Raw genomic sequence first — 18,215 nt, 5'->3', positions numbered from 1 at the left:
CCCGGTTGTTGACGTAAACGCCCGGTGTTTCAGGCAACCCATCGCCTTGCCGGTGTCGACACGCCTCAACCCCTTCACTGTTGGAGAATTAACCGTGCTAGAAGCCTATCGTAAACATGTCGAAGAGCGCGCTGCTCTTGGCATCCCCGCCAAGCCGCTGACCGCCGATCAGGTAACCGCGCTGGTGGAACTGCTGAAGAACCCTCCTGCGGGTGAAGAAGCTTACATCAAAGACCTGATTGTCAATCGGGTGCCACCCGGCGTAGACGAAGCCGCCTATGTAAAAGCCGCTTACCTGTCGGCCGTCGCCAAAGGCGAAGCCGAGTGCCCATTGATCGATGCGGCCGAAGCGGTACAACTGCTAGGCACCATGCAGGGCGGTTACAACATCGAAACCCTGGTTGGCCTGCTGACTGACGACAAACTGGCTGCAGCCGCTGCCGAAGAACTGAAGCACACCCTGCTGGTGTTCGATGCCTTCCACGATGTTGACGAACTGGCGAAAGCTGGCAACGCCGCGGCCAAAAGCGTCATGCAATCCTGGGCCGATGCCGAATGGTTCCTGAACAAGCCCGACGTTCCGGAAAAACTGACTTTAACGGTATTCAAAGTAACCGGTGAGACCAACACCGATGATCTGTCACCCGCGCAGGACGCCTGGTCGCGCCCGGATATCCCGCTGCACGCCCTGGCCATGTACAAGTTAAGTCGCGACGGCCTCACACCAGACAAAGAACGCGAAATCGGCCCGATTCAGCAAATCGAAAAGCTGAAAGAAAAAGGCCACTCCATTGCTCTGGTGGGTGATGTAGTCGGCACCGGCTCCTCGCGTAAATCGGCCACCAACTCCGTACTGTGGCACACCGGCGAAGATATGCCATTTGTGCCGAACAAGCGCACCGGTGGTTTCGTACTGGGTAACAAAATTGCCCCCATCTTCTTTAACACCATGGAAGACTCAGGCGCCCTGCCGATCGAAGTCGACGTTAACGAACTGAACATGGGCGACGTGATCGACGTTTACCCCTTCGCCGGTAAAGTCGAGCGCGATGGCAAGGTCATTGCCGAATTCGAACTGAACACCCAGGTACTGCTCGATGAAGTACGTGCCGGTGGCCGTATCCCGCTGATCATCGGCCGTGGCCTGACTGACCGTGCTCGCGAAGCCATGGGCCTTGAACCAAGCACCGTATTCCGCCGTCCGGGCGCGGTAGCCGATAGCAAAGCAGGCTATACACTGGCGCAAAAAATGGTAGGTAAAGCCTGCGGCCTTGAAGGCGTGCGCCCGAACCAGTATTGCGAACCGAAAATGACCACCGTCGGCTCCCAGGACACCACCGGCCCGATGACCCGTGATGAACTGAAAGACCTGGCGTGTCTCGGCTTCTCAACCGACCTGGTGATGCAGTCGTTCTGTCACACAGCGGCCTACCCTAAGCCGGTCGACATCGAAACCCAGCACTCCCTGCCCGACTTCATCAAGAACCGCGGTGGCGTGTCTCTGCGCCCGGGCGATGGCATCATTCACTCCTGGCTGAACCGCATGCTGCTGCCCGATACCGTCGGTACCGGTGGCGACTCCCACACCCGTTTCCCAATGGGCATATCCTTCCCGGCCGGTTCCGGTCTGGTCGCCTTTGCCGCTGCCACCGGCGTTATGCCGCTGGACATGCCGGAATCGGTACTGGTGCGCTTCAAGGGCAAGCGTCAGCCTGGCATCACCCTGCGCGACCTGGTGCATGCGATTCCTTACGCCGCCATCAAAGAAGGCCACCTGACCGTCGAGAAGAAGGGCAAGAAGAACGTCTTCTCCGGTCGGATTCTGGAAATCGAAGGTCTGGAAGAACTGACCGTTGAGCAGGCCTTCGAGCTTTCCGATGCTTCTGCCGAGCGTTCTGCCGCCGGTTGCACCATCACCCTGGGTGAAGACTCGGTCGCCGAATACCTGCGTTCCAACGTCGTTATGCTGCGCTGGATGATCTCCAACGGTTACGGCGATGCCCGTACCCTGGAACGCCGCGCCAAAGCGATGGAAGAGTGGCTGGCCAGCCCGAACCTGATGCGTGCCGACAAAGACGCCGAGTACCACACCACCATCGAAATCGACATGGACCAGATTAAAGAGCCGATTCTCTGCGCCCCGAACGATCCGGACGATGCCCGCACCCTGTCAGACGTGGCCGGTGAGAAAATTGACGAAGTCTTCATCGGTTCGTGCATGACCAACATCGGTCACTTCCGCGCCGCCGGCAAGCTGCTCGACGCCCACAACGCGCCGATCGCCACTCGCCTGTGGGTTTCCCCACCGACGAAGATGGACCAGGCTCAGTTGATGGAAGAAGGCTACTACAACATCTTTGGCCGTGCCGGTGCCCGCACCGAAATGCCGGGTTGTTCACTGTGCATGGGTAACCAGGCACGGGTAGCGGCCAAATCGACCGTGGTATCCACCTCCACGCGGAACTTCCCCAACCGCCTGGGCGACGGCGCCAACGTCTACCTGGCCTCGGCTGAACTGGCCGCCATTGCCGCCTTGAGTGGCAAGCTGCCAACAGCCGCCGAGTACCTTGAAATCGCCAACAAGATCGACAGCATGTCAGCGGACATTTACCGCTACCTGAACTTCGACAAGATGGAAGATTTCATTAAAGCGGCCGATTCGGTTATTGCGACTTCAGCGGCTTAAACAGCTGGCTGAAACTAAAAAACCCGCTTCGGCGGGTTTTTTTATGGGAAAAATCTCGACATTCAATTCTGGCACTGACCCAACAGCCCTCTCTCCACCAGCCTCAGGCACAGACGTCTGAAGCCTTCGAGACGAAGAAGCAACCACCACCAAGGCCAGTTAACCGCCTCCTCCCTTAGGAGGAGGTTGCCCGCTCCGGCACTGAACTCCCACCTTAAAGTGCTACACTACCAGCCAATAAAAACGACAACACCAACGCTGTGAATGCCATGACAGATACCCTTCAAATACTGATCGCTGACGACCATCCGTTGTTCCGTAATGCGCTGTCCGAAGCCCTGTCCAACACCGGCACCCCGGTCACCATTGAGCAGACCGACACGTTGGATTCGACCCTGAACCATCTGGAAAACGGTGCCACTGACTTGCTGCTACTGGATCTGAAGATGCCCGGCAGCGAAGGGTTGCTCGGCCTGATCCAGATTCGCACCCGTTTTCCCGAAGTCGCCGTGGCGGTCATCACTGCCAATGAAGCCAGCAGAACCGTCGCCCATGTTAAAGCCACCGGTGCCCTGGGCTACTTGCCCAAATCACTGTCACTGGAACAATTGGTGGCAGCACTGCAGGCGCTGATCAGCGGCAAAGGTTACTTCCCGGCCAACCATCAGGCCGACAATCACAACATCGACGAAGACGTTGACGCTATCACCAAGCTCGCTAGCCTGACCCCCAAGCAGCAACACGTGCTGGCGCTGATCGCCCGCGGCTATCTGAACAAGCAAATCGCCTACGAGCTCAGCGTCAAGGAAACCACGATCAAGACCCACGTCTCCGAAATTTTCCGCAAGCTCAATCTCTACAACCGCACCCAGGCGGCCATGTATAACCAGTATTTAGAAGTGCCTGAGTAGGACGAATTAATTACATCTGAGGAACACGCTAAACCGAAGAGCGCCAGCTACCTCAACAAAGACGCCAGCAAGGCCCGCAATTGCAGAGGCCTTACCGGCTTTTTGAGCAATCGATACCCCCTTTTCTCAATCGCCTGGCGGACTTCCTCGGTGTAATCGGCGGTGATCATGATTACCGGCAGGTCAGCCAGGCCCCGGTTGTGCCAGTCCTCCAGCACACTGAGCCCGGTCAGTGTCTGATCCAGATGATAATCCATTACGATCAGATCCGGCTTTTGCTCACAGGCCAATTGCCAGGCTTGCTCTGGCTGGCTGGCTACCGAGACGCTGAAGCCCCATTCGGCCAGCAAGCTGTTCATGCCTTCAACAATCTGAATTTCGTTGTCGACACAAAGAATATGGTAACCCTGGTGCGACCCGGCGGCTGGCACGGCAGACTTGCCTGTGGTTTGGCCAGCCGCTACCAGTGGCAGTTCTATGCCAAACACACTACCCCGCCCCAGCTCACTGCGCACCGTCACCGGGTGCTCCAGCAACACCGACAGACGCCGCACGATGGCCAGGCCCAAGCCAAGACCGCGCTCTTCACTCTGAGTATCCGGTAGCCGGTGAAACTCCTCGAAGACTTCGGTTTGCTGCTTATCGGTCAAACCCGGGCCTGTATCCCAAACCTCAATGCGGCAACGAGCACCCTGGCGGCGCACACCCAGAGTAACCCGGCCACGCTGGCTGTAGCGCAAGGCATTACTGAGCAGGTTTTGCAGCATGCGCCGCAACAGGCGGGCATCACTGCGTACCCAAAGCGAGGTTCTGACAAAGGTCAGGTGAATGCCCCTTTCTTGCGCCAGTACATCAAACTCCTCGTGCAGGGACGCCAACACACTGGCCAGGGAAATGGTCTCCGGGGTGGGATGAATGATGTGCGAATCCAGCTTGGAGATTTCCAGCAACTCGCCCAGCAAGTTATCGGCCGAGTGCAGAGAGCGTTCGATCTGCTCGGCCAGACTGAGCAGCTCTGGCGTCTGCTCCAGACGTCGTAACTTGGCTTGCAGACTGGCCGCAAACAGCGCAGCGGAATTCAGCGGTTGCACCAGATCATGCCCGGCGGCAGCCAGAAAGCGGGTTTTATTGGTGTTGGCTTTTTCCAGTTCAGTATTGGTCAGTTGCAACGCCTCGGTTCGCTCGGAGACTTTTTCTTCCAGCAGGTCATTACTGCGTCGCAGTTGGTCCTCAATACGCCGCCGGTCGGTGATGTCGGAATAGACGGAAATGTAACCCCCATCCGGCATGGGGTTGCCCTGAATTTCAAGGTAACTGCCATCCGGCCGCTTGCGCTCAATCCGATACGAAGAGCCAGCTTTGAGATGACCGAGGCGTCGTTGCACCAGTTCTTCAACCTCGCCCTCGCCCAACTCGCCTTTCAAGGCGTTGTAACGCAACAGGGCCTCCACTGGCTGACCTGCCTGCAACATGCCCTCGGGGTAGCGAAACATGCGCTGGTATTCCTGATTCCAGGCGACGATGTTCAGATCCCGGTCGACAATGCTTATGCCCTGACTGATCGACTGCAGCGCCGAGTTCAGCAAATCCCGGTTGAACTTCAGTACCTGGGAAGCCTCATCCACCATGGTTGACAGGTGCCGCCACTGGCCGGTCATGGGTTGATCGAACCGTTCAAACAACAAGCGGGTGGCAGGCGCACCCAACACTGACGACAAGGACCGTTCGGCCTGATACAGCAGGTCGTCGTCAGCGGTATGGTCGGTCAGCAGTCGACCATTGAGCGGGTTGGTGTAACGCGAGAACAGCCGGTGCAGTTTGTCAGAACCGATAAACCGTCCCAGTAACAAGTGCAAATCGCCAATCGATACGGTGCGGCTGGCATTTTGCAACAGCCCCGAATCAGAGCGGTTGGCGTGCACAAACAACGACGCCTGCATCCGGTCCTTCAAGGTTTCCCGGCCAAAGGCAGAACCGAGCAACAACCCCAATACATTCAGCGCCAGACTCCAGGCGGTGCCGTGCACGACCGGGTCAAGCCCCTCCAGGCCCATCAGCGCCTGTGGGCGCAAAAAGCTCAAACCAAAGAGACCCTCCATCAGTGCTTCGGGCATCAGACCGGCGCGGATCAGCAACGGAATCAGCAAGGTATAAAACCAGACCGCCGACCCCAGCCCCAAACCCCACAAAACCCCCTTGCGGTTCATCGCCGTCCAGTACAACCCGAGAAACAGCGCCGGGACAAACTGGGCCACCGCGACAAAGGACACCAGGCCAATGGCGACCAGACCTTCAAAGGCAACGATCAGCCGGTAATAGAAAAAAGCGGACAGTACGATGATCATGATGCCCAAACGCCGCAACCAAACGACCCGACGACCCAGGTTCGGCGCATCGGTCGACCACCAGCCCAGCCGGATAAGGCCGGGAAGCAGAATCTCGTTGGAGAGCATGGTACTCAGCGCAATATTGGCCACAATGACCATGGAGGTGGCAGCCGACAAGCCACCAATAAACGCCAGCACCACCAGATCGTCCCGCCCCATCATCATCGGCAGGATCAGCGTCATGTATTCGAGATGTTCCGGGTTAGTGGAGAAGTACTGGTAACCGACCAGTACCATGGGCAGCACAAACAGATTGATCAGCACCAGATACAGCGGAAAGATCCAGCGCGCCATGCGCAAATCACGTTCATCACGATATTCAACCACAGCGACATGAAACTGACGCGGCAGCGCGATAATAGCAACCACCCCGAGCAGAACCTGGGTCATGTAGATATAAGGGCTGCTGTAATCGGTCATGATCGACCAGATTTCCGGGGTATCAACAGCTTGTTCAACCACAGCTGCAAAGCCGCCACCCACGGCATAAACCGTCCAATAACCCAACACCAGAAACGCAAACAGCTTAACCACCGACTCAAAGGCGATGGCCAGCATCATGCCGGGGTGATGCTCGGAGGTATCCAGATGGCGGGTACCAAACAGGAGGGTAAACAGCCCAAGAATCAGCGATACATAAAGCGCCGAATCGTTGTACCAGGATTCACCGGCCGTCACCGTCGGCGCCACCACACTGAAGCTCACAGAAATGGCTTTCAGTTGCAGGGCCACATACGGCACGATGCCGATCAGCGAAATCAGCGCCACCGATACCGCTACCGCCCGGCTGTGCCCGAAACGGCTGGCAATAAAATCAGCAATGGTGGTCACGTTTTCGCGCTTGGCGACCTGCACCACCTTCAACAGAAATGCATAGCCCACCAGAAACAACAGAATGGCGCCAATGTGGGAGGGCGCAAAAGCCCAGCCATACTCGGCAAACTGCCGCGTCGCGCCGTAAAAGGTCCAACTGGTGCAATAAATCGCCAGCGACAAACTGTATACCCAGGGCTGCCAGCGACGAGCGATCGGGTTCCGGTCACCGTAGAGGGCGATGACAAACAACAGAATGACATAGAGCAAGGAGATGAGGATGAAAAACGTTGGCGACATCCTGGGAAGGGTCCTGTGATCAGTCAGACAGTGGCTTCACAACGGGGTGAATCGACGATGCCCTGCTCTTCGCACTCAGTGTCGAGCCACCGGGTTGACCTGTCCGGGGTCGGCGTGAACCCATCCATGGGGCCTGGACCGCAGCATCCATGCTGCGGACCTCCCCGGACAGGTCAACCCGGCAACTCGACACGGTCAAATTATCAGCACCGAAGTAAGTTGGTTCGAGACGCTAAGCTTTATCCCGCTCCAGCAGATAATCCCGGTAGTCGTCTCGAATGTCCACCTTGCGCAGTTTGCCAGTGCCTGTGTGAGGTAGGCTTTCGACCTGAATAATGGCGTCTGGCAGCCACCATTTGGCGACCCGTTCTGCCAGTACTTTACGCAAACGCGCCTCGTCGAGTGTTTTACCGGCGCGGATGGTTACCAGCATAAGTGGTCGTTCATCCCATTTCGGATGCGTAGCGCCAATGACGCAGGCTTCATTGATAGCATCGTCGTGCAGCGCGGCGTTCTCCAGTTCTACCGAACTGATCCATTCGCCGCCGGACTTGATAACATCTTTGCTGCGATCGACCACTCGTAAATAACCCTGAGGGCTGATAACCGCCACATCGCCGGTATCGAACCAGCCGTTGATGAACTTGTCTTTGCCCTCGCCTTTGAAGTATTGCGCCAGTACCCAGGGGCCCCGGCAGCGCAGGTTACCGCGGGTACGGCCATCGTGTGGCAGGGCTCGGCCAGCTTCGTCGAAAATCTCGATTTCCACGCCCAGCATCGGGCGCCCCGCCGAGCTTTGCAGCTCATAACGCTGTTCGTCTGGCATGGAGTCCATCTGTGGTGTGCGGTTCGCAGCAGTGGCCAGCGGGCTGGTCTCGGTCATGCCCCAGATGCCCATCCAGTAAACGTTGTACAGCTTATCGTATATCTCGACCAGACTCAGCGGGGACGCGGCCCCACCCACACCGACTACTTCCAGTGAATCGATTTTCTTACCGCTCTGTTGCAGGTAATTGTGCAGATTCAGCCATACGGTGGGCACGGCAAAGGCCTGATTGACCGATTCTTCTTCAATTAAAGCCTGCAGGCTTTCGCCATCGAGATTGCCGCCTGGCAGCACCAGCTTCGCGCCATACAGCGGCGCCGAAAACGGCACGCCCCAGGCACAAACGTGATACATGGGCACAATAGGCATCGCGACCGAGCGCTCGGAAAAGTCGAGGTACTGGCTGGAGCCACTCATCATCGCATGCAATACGGTTGAGCCCTGCTCGTACATCACGCCCTTGGGGTTGCCCGTGGTCCCGCTGGTGTAGCAGAGGCCACAGGGTGCATCAGAAGGCAGGCGCGGCCAGTGAAAATCCGTCGGCATCTGGGCCAGCAGGTGTTCATAATTGTCGAGCGTTAATACCTGGGATGTGGGCATCTGGTCCTCATCACACAGCACGACAAACCGCTCGACATTGCGAATCTGGTCGGCAACCTCTTCCAGCAACGGCAAGAATTCGGGGTCGAAAAAGACCCAGCGGTCATCGGCGTGGTTGATGATGTACTGCAATTGCTCGCTGAACAACCGCGCATTGAGCGTGTGCACAACCGCACCCATACCGGAAATACCAAAATACAGCTCCAGGTGGCGGTAGTGGTTCACTGCCAGCGTGGCCACCCGGTCGCCACTTTGAATTCCGGACCGGGCCAGCAGGTGTGCAACCTGGGCTGACCGCTTTAACGCATCACGGTACTGGTAGCGGTGCCGGCTTCCATCCGACATCACTGAAATAATGCTTTGCTCCGGGTAGCGTTGCGCGGCATTGCGTAAAATATCGCTGGTGTTCAGCGGGTGAGTCATCATGTTGCCAGCCATCCCAGGTCTCCTGTTGACAGCAATGTCGGGTGTCGGGCTCGCCCGGATGGGCGGCCGCTAACAAATAGGGTAGATGCAACCAGTGTAGTGACCGGGCCCGCTCAGACCCATCGGCGAATAGTAGGAGGAGCTCTAGTGGTCCAGAAACGTCAGCAACGGATTAACATGCGCTTGCAGGTGCAACCCCGGTGCGTGGCCACAGTCTTCGAACCGGACCACCCTCAACGCCTCCACCTGGCTCTGCATTCGTTCCACAATAGCATCCGTCAGCACATCCGACTGACCACCCTGGACAACCAGCATGGGGATTTTGATGGTCGAAAATGCGGACCACAAATCCAGCGGCGGTGCCGACTCGTCAAAGGCGCCAATGATCTCCGGATCGTAATGCGGCGCAAAGCGCCCATCTGGCAGGCGTCGGCTGCCTTGCACGGCCATCTGGTGCCAGCTCTGATCGTCTCGCGGGCCAAAGGGCGCGTAAAGCACGCGGATGCGCTGCTCAAACGCAGACAGGCTGGCATGACTCTCCGGGTTGCGAACGTAATCGACAATCCGTCGCAGCGCTGCCGCAGGCAGTTCCGGGCCGATGTCGTTCAGAACCAGCCGGTCCAGACGCCCGACCAGTGCGTTACTGGCCAGCACGATCCCCAGCAAGCCGCCCATGCTGGTGCCTACCCACTGCAAACGGTCGACCTGATAGTGATCGAGCAACGCCAGTGCCTGGTCCTCATAGACCGGGAGCTGGTATTCATGGGCTGGATCTTCAGCCCACTGTGACAATCCGCGTCCTACCGTATCCGGGGCCAGCACCTGATACCCCCGCTGCGCCAGTGCCTCGCCCAGGGGTTCAAAATCGGCCCCGCTGCGGGCAAGACCGTGCCAGCACACCACGGTATTGGCCGCTCCCCGGTTCCACACCCGCACATGTAACTCACGGTGTTGCACCGTCACCAGATCCCGTTCCATCATGATTGAACTCCGGCTTCTGATGCGCGGGCACGGCTGAACCGGCCGACAATGCCCTGCGGGAAGAAATAGACACTGGCAATAAACAGCAAACCCAGCCACAGCAGCCAGCGGTTCGGGTCGAACAGGTTGGCCAGTATCGGCCACCCACCCAGGGCATCCTGGGTTGAGCCCATCAGCGTTTGCAGATACATCTGCGCCAGTAGCAATACCGTTGCGCCAATAATCGCGCCGTACAGGGTCCCCATGCCGCCAATCACTACCATCAGCAGCACATCGATCATAATGTCGAGCGACAACACCGAGTCCGGCCCGGTGTAGCGTAACCAGATTGCCATCAGCACGCCGGCCAGGGTGGCGAAAGCAGCACTCAGCAACGTGGCGGTCGTGCGATACACCAGGGTGTTGTAGCCAATGGCCTCGGCGCGAAACTCGTTCTCGCGCAGTGCCTTGAGCACCCGCCCGAACGGTGAGGCCACGATGCGCACCATCAGCAAGAACAGCAGGATGGCTACAAAGACAACGGTGTAGAAGTTAAACAGCTTGCCGGTCAGTCGCACACCGAATAAAGGTTCCTCGAAAGGCCTGAAGGCTGGCGTCAGCACACGCGGCAACCGATAAGTCAGCCCGTCTTCACCCCCGGTGAGATGGTAAAACTGCGATACCAGAACCGTCGCCGCACTGGCCACGGCCAGGGTGATCATGGCGTAGAAAATGGTTTTTACCCGCAGCGATACCAGCCCCATCACAAAGGCGACGATCAGCGATACCGACAGACCGGCGATAATGGCAATGGCCAGCACCCCAAACCCAGGCGCAAATTGATCGAAGGCGATGGCTACCGAATAGGCGCCAATGCCGAAGAACAGGGCGTGCGCAAAACTGACCACACCGGTGTAGCCAAGGAGCAAGTCGTAAGACGCCGCCAGCACAATAAAAATACTCAACCGGGCAGCAGTATCCAGCGCCCGTGTCCCTTCAAACAACCAGGGAGTGAGTACAATACCCACGACAATAATGAGCAACAGACCGCGAATCCATCGATTGGATGGCAGCGTATCCCGCAGTGCCTGAAACATATCACTTCCCTCCTTCAGAGACGGGCACCAGGCCCTGGGGCCGCCACAACAAGACAACTACCATCAGACCGATGGTCGAAACCAGCGCCAGTTTGGGTGCCAGAAAGCCGACATAGTTGCTCAGCAAACCGACTAACAAGGCCGCAATAAAGCACCCCTCGATGGACCCGAGGCCACCGATGATGGCAACAATGAACACGGTAATCATCAGGCTCTGCCCGAGGTGCGGCGTGATCACCTCATCGTAAACGCCCCACATGATGCCGCCCAGCGCCGCCAGTGCAGAGCCAGCCATAAACACCAGCACAAACAAGCGGCGAACGTTGTAGCCAAAACTCTCTACCATTTCCCGGTTTTCCACTCCGGCGCGAATCAGCAGGCCCAGCCGGGTTCTCTTGAACACCAGCAGCAGGCCAATGAACAGCAGGCCCCCGAGTGCAACCGCCAGCAGCCGGTACTTTTCGAAGACCAGTCCGCCCCATTGCACCCCGCCCTGGAAAGCCGGCGGCTTCAGCATGGGAATGTCGTGACCGCCCCAGAACACGTAGATCAGTTGCTCGGCAACGATCAGGCCGCCCATGGTGATCAGAATCTGCATCAGATGATCGCCATAGACGCGTCGCACCAGAATGCGTTCGAACAACCACGACATGACGGCGGCCACCGCCATGGCAACAATTGCCGCCGCCCCAAAGGCACCGAGGTTTAACCAGAGGGATTCGGACAAGCGCCAGCCATCCATACTGAGCATGACGCTGAAGCCACAGAAGGCGCCCAGAGAAATAAAAGCCCCATGGCCAAAGTTCAAAACATCCATCAGGCCAAACACCAGGGTAAAGCCCGAGGTCATGATGAACAGCATCATGCCCATGGCGAGCCCGGCCAGGGTAAGCGTCAGCCAGGCATTGAGATCCCCGATTAAAACCGCAGAAACCAGCGCCACCAGGGGTACCAGAGCAGCGGCCTGAACATCGCGCCGCTGGCGCCAGTGGGTTCTGGGTTTTAACGGCTGAGTGGGTGTTTCACTGGCTATGTCAGTCGAATTGTAAGCGGTCATACGCTGGCCTCCATGGACAGCCCCAGCCATTCGGCCTGGCGTTTTGAGTCGGCTGCGAACTCGGCCATGCTACCCTCGTGCAGGGTGCGACCGTCTTCCATTACAACAACGTGATCGCCCAGTCGCCGGGCCATGTGCAAATTCTGTTCGACCATCAGAATGGTCGTCTGTTCTGCTTTCAGGGCTTCAAAGGCCTGCATCAGGTTTTGAATGATGGCCGGTGCCAGCCCTTTACTGGGTTCGTCGACCAGCAGCAGATCGCAGGGCTCAATCACCGCCCGGGCGATGGCCAGCATCTGTTTTTGCCCGCCCGACAAATTACCGGCAGGCCAATGCCAGAAGGTGTGCATAGCCGGAAACAACTGCAGCACCCAATCGAGCCGTTCCCCTTCCAGGCGCTGGCTGCGACAGGCGATGCGCAGGTTCTCACCGACGGTGAGACTGGCAAAAATACCCATATTTTCCGGCACATAGTGCAGGCCTTTACGGGCAATGTTCATGGTGCTCTGGCTCTCAATATTCTCGCCGTCCAACGCAATGGTGCCACGACTCGCACGCCACAAACCCATGATGGTTCTCAGCGTCGAGGTTTTGCCGACACCATTGCGCCCGAGCAACATGGTGACCTGGTGGCGGGGCACCGAGAACGAGACGCCCTGCAAAATGTGATAGCCATCGACCTCGGTGTGCACGTCTTTCAGTGTCAGCATGGGCGGTGCTGCAGCGTCGGTTTGTTTATCGGTATTCATGACGCGACCTCCTCAGTTTCGCCACTTTCACCGAGATATGCCTGTCGCACATTGGCCATGGCCATGACCTCGGCGGGCCCTCCGTCGGCGATCAGGCAACCGTTATTCAGCACGACAATGCGATCGGCCAGTGAGCGGATGACGTCCATCTTGTGTTCCACCAGCAGGATGGTTTTACCACCCTCCTGGCGAATCGACTGAATCAGTTCCAGCACCACCGGTGCTTCATCGGCGCTCATGCCCGCGGTCGGCTCATCGAACATCATGACCTCCGGGTCCAATGCCAGCATGATGCCGACTTCCAACCGGCGCTGACCGCCATGAGACAACTGGCCGGCAGGCTCCCGTGCCCGGTCAGTCAGATCGATGCGCTGCAACAGCTGTTCAACGTCCGCATCCACCTGCGAAAGCTGACTGGCCGGTTGCCAGAACTGGAAGCCGTGGCCATGACGCGCCTGCACCACTAAACGCAGGTTGTCGGCCACGCTCAGCCTGGGGAACAGTTGCGTCAATTGAAACGCCCGGCCAAGCCCGGCCCGGGCTCGCTTCGAAGCGGACCAACCGCGCACCGACTGACCACCGAGCAGCACATCACCAGAGGTCTGCGGTAACTGGCCGGAAATAAGATTGAAGTAGGTCGTTTTGCCGGCGCCGTTGGGGCCGACAATGGCCGTAACGGTGTCACGTTCAAACCGGCAACTGACTTCCTGAACCGCCTGGTGACCGCCAAATTGCACCGACAACCCGACCGTCTCCAGCACGGGAGCCGAATTCTGCGAAAACATAAAGGTAACCCTGATTGGAAATGGCTAAAGACGTGGCGCGCGAACCAACCGCCACGTCATTCGGGAAATACGCTCAGCGACCGAGCGGAATGTCCATTTCATCCATGGTGATTTCACGCACCAGTTCAGGAATAGCCCATTCGACATCGTCTTCAACACGAATCTTGAAGTGATACATCGATTGCATGGCCTGGTGGTCTTCGGCACGGAACATCATTTCACCTTTGGGCGTATCAAAGCGCATGCCTTCCATGGTGCTGATCAGGTCTTCCGTATCGGTAGAGCCAGCCCGGCGGATCGCTTCAACGGCAGCAATACCGGCTGCCATACCACCAGCGGTGAAAAAGTCCGGTGGTGTGCCAAAGCGTTCGAGGTGCTGCTCTACCAGCCATTTGTTGATGTCGTTACTCGGATTTTCATAGTAGTAATAGGTGGCCCCTTCCATACCGACAAAGGGCTTGTAGCCAACCAAAGCCGACAGAATATTGCCGCCGGTCGCAAACTCGATGTCGTATCGCTCGGGGTTCATCGCCTGCAGTTTACCCATGGGGTTGCCACCACCGGCCCAGTAGAAAAACAGGATGCGCTCGCCTTCGGCGTCTTGCAATTCATCGAAAATACGCTGACCGGCTGCTGTGAAATCGGTGGTATCGGTCGCTACATATTCTTCATGCACAATCTCGGCACCGGTTCCGGCCAACGCATTGCGAAAGGCGGTTATGCCATCGCGACCGAATGCATAATCCTGTGCCAGGGTAGCGATTTTCACGCCCGGGCGACCAATGGCCACGGCGTTGGCGACTGCATCCTGTGACGAGTTGCGGCCGGTTCTGAAAATGTAGCGATTGCCGTTTTCACCGGTAATGGAGTCAGCAACGGCAGGCTCCACCAGCAGAATTTTTTCGTACTCTTCGGCAACCGGCAACATGGCCAAAGCAACCCCGGAGGACACCGGCCCGATCGCCAAATCCACATTGTCGTCGGCATAGGCTTCTTCGAGCAGTGAGCGACCATTGGCCGGGTCCAGCTGGGTGTCTTTTTCGATCACTTCGATGGCCCGGCCATCGATTTCGAAGGTACCGTTTGTGGCGTATTCGAGCCCCAGCATCAGGCCATCGTGGCTCTGCTTGGCGTATGCTTCGAGCGGCCCGGTTTTGCCGTAAACATGGGCGATTCTAATCGGTTCGGCCTGAACAGCGGCGCTGAGCATCAGTGGCAGTGCGGCCAGAGCCCAGCGGGCTAGTGTTAAAGGTCTCATGAGTCTCTCCTGTTCCTAAGAACGTTGTTATTGTCGTTATTGTCGTTATTGTCGTTATTGTCGTTATTGTCGTTATTGTCGTTATTGTTACAGGGTTGGTATGGCGTTCGGTGTCCGCAACCAGGATCGAATCCGGGTGCGGCGAACCTTGCCGGTGGGTGTTTTCGGCAATGCCTCCAGAAACACCCAGCGATGCGGTACTTTGTAGGGCGCCAGACGCTGACGTGCAAAGTGCCGCAGATCTTCCTGCGTTGTCCGGTCGCCCTGTTTCAGCACAATAAAAGCGACGCCAGTCTCGCCCCAGGTAGGGTCGTATTCTCCGGCAACGGCCACATCCTGAACGCCACGATGCTGCAGCAAGGCTTGCTCGACATCGGCCGGGAAGACATTTTCACCGCCGCAGATGTACATATCCGTTACCCGGTCGACAATGCGATATTGCCCGCTTTGCAGCTCACGCAGCGCCAGGTCGCCACTGCGGTACCAGCCATCGCTGAACGCCAATTGATTGGCGGACTCGTTGCACCAGTAGCCCGGTGTGACTGCCTGGCCGCGCACCCAAACCTCGCCGGTCTGACCATCGGCTACCGCATCTCCGTGCGGGCCGACCAGGCGGACCTCAGAAAGTGGCATGGGTAAACCGACACTACCTGACGCTTCACGGGCCTCTGCGTCGGTTTGGAAGAACAGCGTCGGGCCCGATTCCGTCATGCCGCAACCATTGCGTACCACCACGCCCTTCCCGGCCCAAGTGTCCAGCACCTGCCGGTCAATTGGCCCGCCACCGGAGGCAAGCACCCGGGCACACCCTTCCAGCGACGATTTTTCACTAAAACCACGCGTTTCCGTAAGGCGACGAAACTGGGTTGGCACCAGCAACAGCACCGACAACCGCTGCGTGATGATATCGGCCATAAAGGCTTCGGGGTCGAAGCGGGCATAAACCCGCACTGAACCACCCTGCATCAGCAGCGGCAAAGCAAACAGGTTGATGCCCGCGGTGTGGTATTGCGGCAATACCGATGCAGTAACCTCACCCGTGGCCGGTGATATTGCCGCCCGCACATTAGCTGCATTGGCTAATGCCATGGTTGGGGTGTAGATAACAGCCTTGGGAATACCCGTAGTGCCACTGGTAAACAACAGATACCAGGGCTGGTCTGCATTGGTTTCGCAGGCGTCCGGCACCGCTTCGTGGCCCAATTCGGGCCTGGAGGACAGCTCAAGCCGACCGGCTGAAGCCTCACGCTGCAGGCTGATCGCCACCGACTCGAATGCTGCTTCAAACACAACCAGCCGGGGGTTGATCACCTGATTTTGCTGGTGAAGCACTTCTATCGTTTCGCGCCAGTTCATCGGTACCAGCACCCACCCCTGACGATGGCAGGCCATCAGGATGGCGAAAAAATCGATGCGATTACGGGCCAGCCATAGAACCCGGTCACCGCGCTGAACACCCTGCTGTGACAGCCAGGCTACCCAGCTTAAAACCTGCTCGTGCAGTTCCTGAAAACCCCAGACTTCACCACTGTCGACGTCTTTCAACGCGGGTTGCCGGTCAAACTGTTCAGCCCACTGCTCCGTTGAGAGTGTCATGAGCCGGGCGCCTTCATGCCGTTAATCATCAGATCCATAACGGCATCGACAATATCGTCCCGTGGCCGGTCGTCGCTCCACAGAACATACCGCTGACCCACAAAATGCATGATGCCCATAATCGACCAGGCCCAGACTTCATAGTCTCCGTCACGAATCGTTTGCTGGAACCCGGCCTGGCTCAAAGCCGACTGATACCCTTCGGCAAAGGCATCGTAATAGGCGCGGTGAACCGCCGCATCAACAAACTGGCTTTCCTGCACGATGCGGTACAAATTCGGGTGTTCGGCGATGTAGTCCAGAAAAGCACGAAAACCGACTCGCTCGGCTTCAAGCCTGTCGTCGATATCAATCACCTGTTCAGACAAAAAGCGTCGCAATTGCCTGCTGGTGTACAGCACCAGTGAGCGCAACACATCTTCCTTGCTCTTGAAATACAGATAAAACGTACCCTGCCCGATGCCCGCACGCTGGGTAATACCCACAATCGACCCGTCGTGGTAACCACGTTCACCGAATTCGGCCTCGGCCGCTCTGAGAATGCGTTCCTGGGTCCGCGCGCCGCGGGCTGTTTTGGGGGTCAAATCGGGCTGTGTCATGGCGTACTTCAAACCTGAGACTTGATTCAGGTTCAATGTACGCGCTGTTCAAACATCGGGCAAGCGACTGGCTTCCTACTTTGGGAGGAGAGCCAAGTACGGAGGTCACTTTAAAAAAGTGTTGTCAGGAAGCCGTGCCGGATGTTGGGTAACAACCCTTTCTGAGTCGGGCGGGATGCGCCTACTCTACCCATCCATGTGGCCTGGACCGCAGCCGAGACGTCGGACCGATCCATACTGCGGACTCCCCCGGATAGGGTTCCCAACACCCAGCACTCAGCATGTGGTTATTACTAACACCTGAAGGTAATAAATTACTTCTCTACAAAAGCCCGCTCAATAACATACTCGCCAATGTGTCCGGCACGGGTCTCAAAGAAGCCCATCTCGTCCAGAATGGCGGTGGTGTCTTTCAACATGGCCGGGCTGCCGCAGAGCATGAACCGATCGTCTTCTTTGTTGGGTGCTGGCAGGCCCAAGTCGGAAAACAGCTTGCCACTTTGCATCAGGTCGGTCAGGCGGCCCTGGTTGCGGAAAGGTTCACGCGTTACCGTTGGGTAATAGAGCAACTTTTCCTGAATCACTTCGCCGAAGAATTCATGCTCGTGCAGTTCCTGTTCGATCATGTCGCGATAGGCCAACTCTGACACGTGGCGCACACCGTGTGTCAGAATGACCCGGTCAAACTGCTCGTATATTTCCGGGTCTTTGATGATGCTCAGGAACGGGGCCAGGCCGGTTCCGGTCGACAGCAACCAGAGGTTCTTTCCTGGCAGCAAATGGTCTGTTACCAGGGTTCCGGTCGGCTTGCGGCCTACATAGATCTGGTCGCCGGGTTTAATGTTCTGCAGTTGGGAGGTCAGCGGGCCGTCGGGCACCTTGATGCTGAAAAACTCGAGTTCTTCTTCATAGTTGGCGCTGGCAATTGAATAGGCACGCAGCAGTGGGCGGCCGGTATCCTGTTCCAGGCCGATCATGGTGAAATACCCATTTTTGAAGCGGAAGCCCGGGTCGCGGCTGGTCTTAAAGCTGAACAGAGTGTCGTTCCAGTGCTGAACGCTGGTAACCGTCTCTATATTCAAATTTGACATATCAACCTCTTAAAAAAGAATAATAAGTTATATAAGGTTACTATACCGGGCTCCTACTTATCGGCAAAATGCCT

General features: G+C 57.4%; 13 protein-coding genes. 2 read left to right on the top strand and 11 right to left on the bottom strand.

Annotation, left to right across the window (positions count from 1 at the left end; genetic code table 11):
• Positions 1-94 precede the first annotated feature (94 nt).
• Both acnB and WEB54_RS07625 read left to right on the top strand, forming a co-directional pair.
• Positions 95-2,686, top strand: a complete 2,592-nt coding sequence (gene acnB, locus WEB54_RS07630; RefSeq protein WP_368054718.1) for a bifunctional aconitate hydratase 2/2-methylisocitrate dehydratase — start codon at positions 95-97, stop codon at positions 2,684-2,686.
• Positions 2,687-2,955: 269 nt separating this feature from the next.
• A complete protein-coding gene (locus WEB54_RS07625) occupies positions 2,956-3,597 on the top strand; it encodes a response regulator (protein WP_368054716.1) in 642 nt (213 codons plus the stop codon).
• Between the two features lie 47 nt (positions 3,598-3,644).
• Here WEB54_RS07625 and WEB54_RS07620 read toward each other — a convergent pair whose 3' ends face one another.
• The 11 genes from WEB54_RS07620 to WEB54_RS07570 all read right to left on the bottom strand — a co-directional run bounded on the left by WEB54_RS07620 (position 3,645) and on the right by WEB54_RS07570 (position 18,141).
• Positions 3,645-7,097, bottom strand: a complete 3,453-nt coding sequence (locus WEB54_RS07620; RefSeq protein WP_368054714.1) for a NahK/ErcS family hybrid sensor histidine kinase/response regulator — start codon at positions 7,095-7,097, stop codon at positions 3,645-3,647.
• A 232-nt stretch (positions 7,098-7,329) separates the two neighbouring features.
• A complete protein-coding gene (locus WEB54_RS07615; protein WP_368054712.1) occupies positions 7,330-8,961 on the bottom strand; it encodes a long-chain fatty acid--CoA ligase in 1,632 nt (543 codons plus the stop codon).
• 132 nt (positions 8,962-9,093) lie between these two features.
• Positions 9,094-9,930 (bottom strand): alpha/beta fold hydrolase, encoded by an 837-nt coding sequence (locus WEB54_RS07610; protein WP_368054710.1) that lies wholly within the window; start codon positions 9,928-9,930, stop codon positions 9,094-9,096.
• Positions 9,927-11,006, bottom strand: coding sequence for a branched-chain amino acid ABC transporter permease (locus tag WEB54_RS07605; RefSeq protein ID WP_368054708.1), 1,080 nt, complete (start codon positions 11,004-11,006; stop codon positions 9,927-9,929). The genes WEB54_RS07610 and WEB54_RS07605 overlap by 4 nt, the downstream gene beginning before the upstream one ends.
• Before the next feature lies 1 nt (position 11,007).
• Complete coding sequence (locus WEB54_RS07600; RefSeq protein ID WP_368054706.1) at positions 11,008-12,063, bottom strand: branched-chain amino acid ABC transporter permease; 1,056 nt, start codon at positions 12,061-12,063, stop codon at positions 11,008-11,010.
• Positions 12,060-12,812: an ABC transporter ATP-binding protein gene (locus tag WEB54_RS07595; RefSeq protein WP_368054704.1), complete on the bottom strand. Its 753-nt coding sequence runs from the start codon at positions 12,810-12,812 to the stop codon at positions 12,060-12,062. The genes WEB54_RS07600 and WEB54_RS07595 overlap by 4 nt, the downstream gene beginning before the upstream one ends.
• Positions 12,809-13,597: an ABC transporter ATP-binding protein gene (locus WEB54_RS07590; protein WP_368054702.1), complete on the bottom strand. Its 789-nt coding sequence runs from the start codon at positions 13,595-13,597 to the stop codon at positions 12,809-12,811. The genes WEB54_RS07595 and WEB54_RS07590 overlap by 4 nt, the downstream gene beginning before the upstream one ends.
• 73 nt (positions 13,598-13,670) lie before the next feature.
• Entirely contained in the window at positions 13,671-14,855 is a 1,185-nt protein-coding gene (locus WEB54_RS07585) for a substrate-binding domain-containing protein (RefSeq protein ID WP_368054700.1), read from the bottom strand.
• Between the two features lie 87 nt (positions 14,856-14,942).
• Positions 14,943-16,451 (bottom strand): class I adenylate-forming enzyme family protein, encoded by a 1,509-nt coding sequence (locus WEB54_RS07580; RefSeq protein WP_368054698.1) that lies wholly within the window; start codon positions 16,449-16,451, stop codon positions 14,943-14,945.
• Positions 16,448-17,050 (bottom strand): TetR/AcrR family transcriptional regulator, encoded by a 603-nt coding sequence (locus WEB54_RS07575; RefSeq protein WP_368054696.1) that lies wholly within the window; start codon positions 17,048-17,050, stop codon positions 16,448-16,450. Before WEB54_RS07575 ends, WEB54_RS07580 begins: the two co-directional genes overlap by 4 nt.
• A gap of 314 nt (positions 17,051-17,364) precedes the next feature.
• Positions 17,365-18,141 carry a ferredoxin--NADP reductase gene (locus tag WEB54_RS07570; RefSeq protein ID WP_368054694.1) on the bottom strand — a complete coding sequence of 259 codons (777 nt, stop codon included), beginning with the start codon at positions 18,139-18,141 and terminating at the stop codon, positions 17,365-17,367.
• Positions 18,142-18,215: the final 74 nt, after the last annotated feature.

The sequence above is a fragment of the Saccharospirillum sp. genome (assembly GCF_040881935.1).
Lineage (GTDB): Bacteria > Pseudomonadota > Gammaproteobacteria > Pseudomonadales > Natronospirillaceae > Saccharospirillum.
This window is presented reverse-complemented; position numbering and strand designations above follow the sequence as displayed.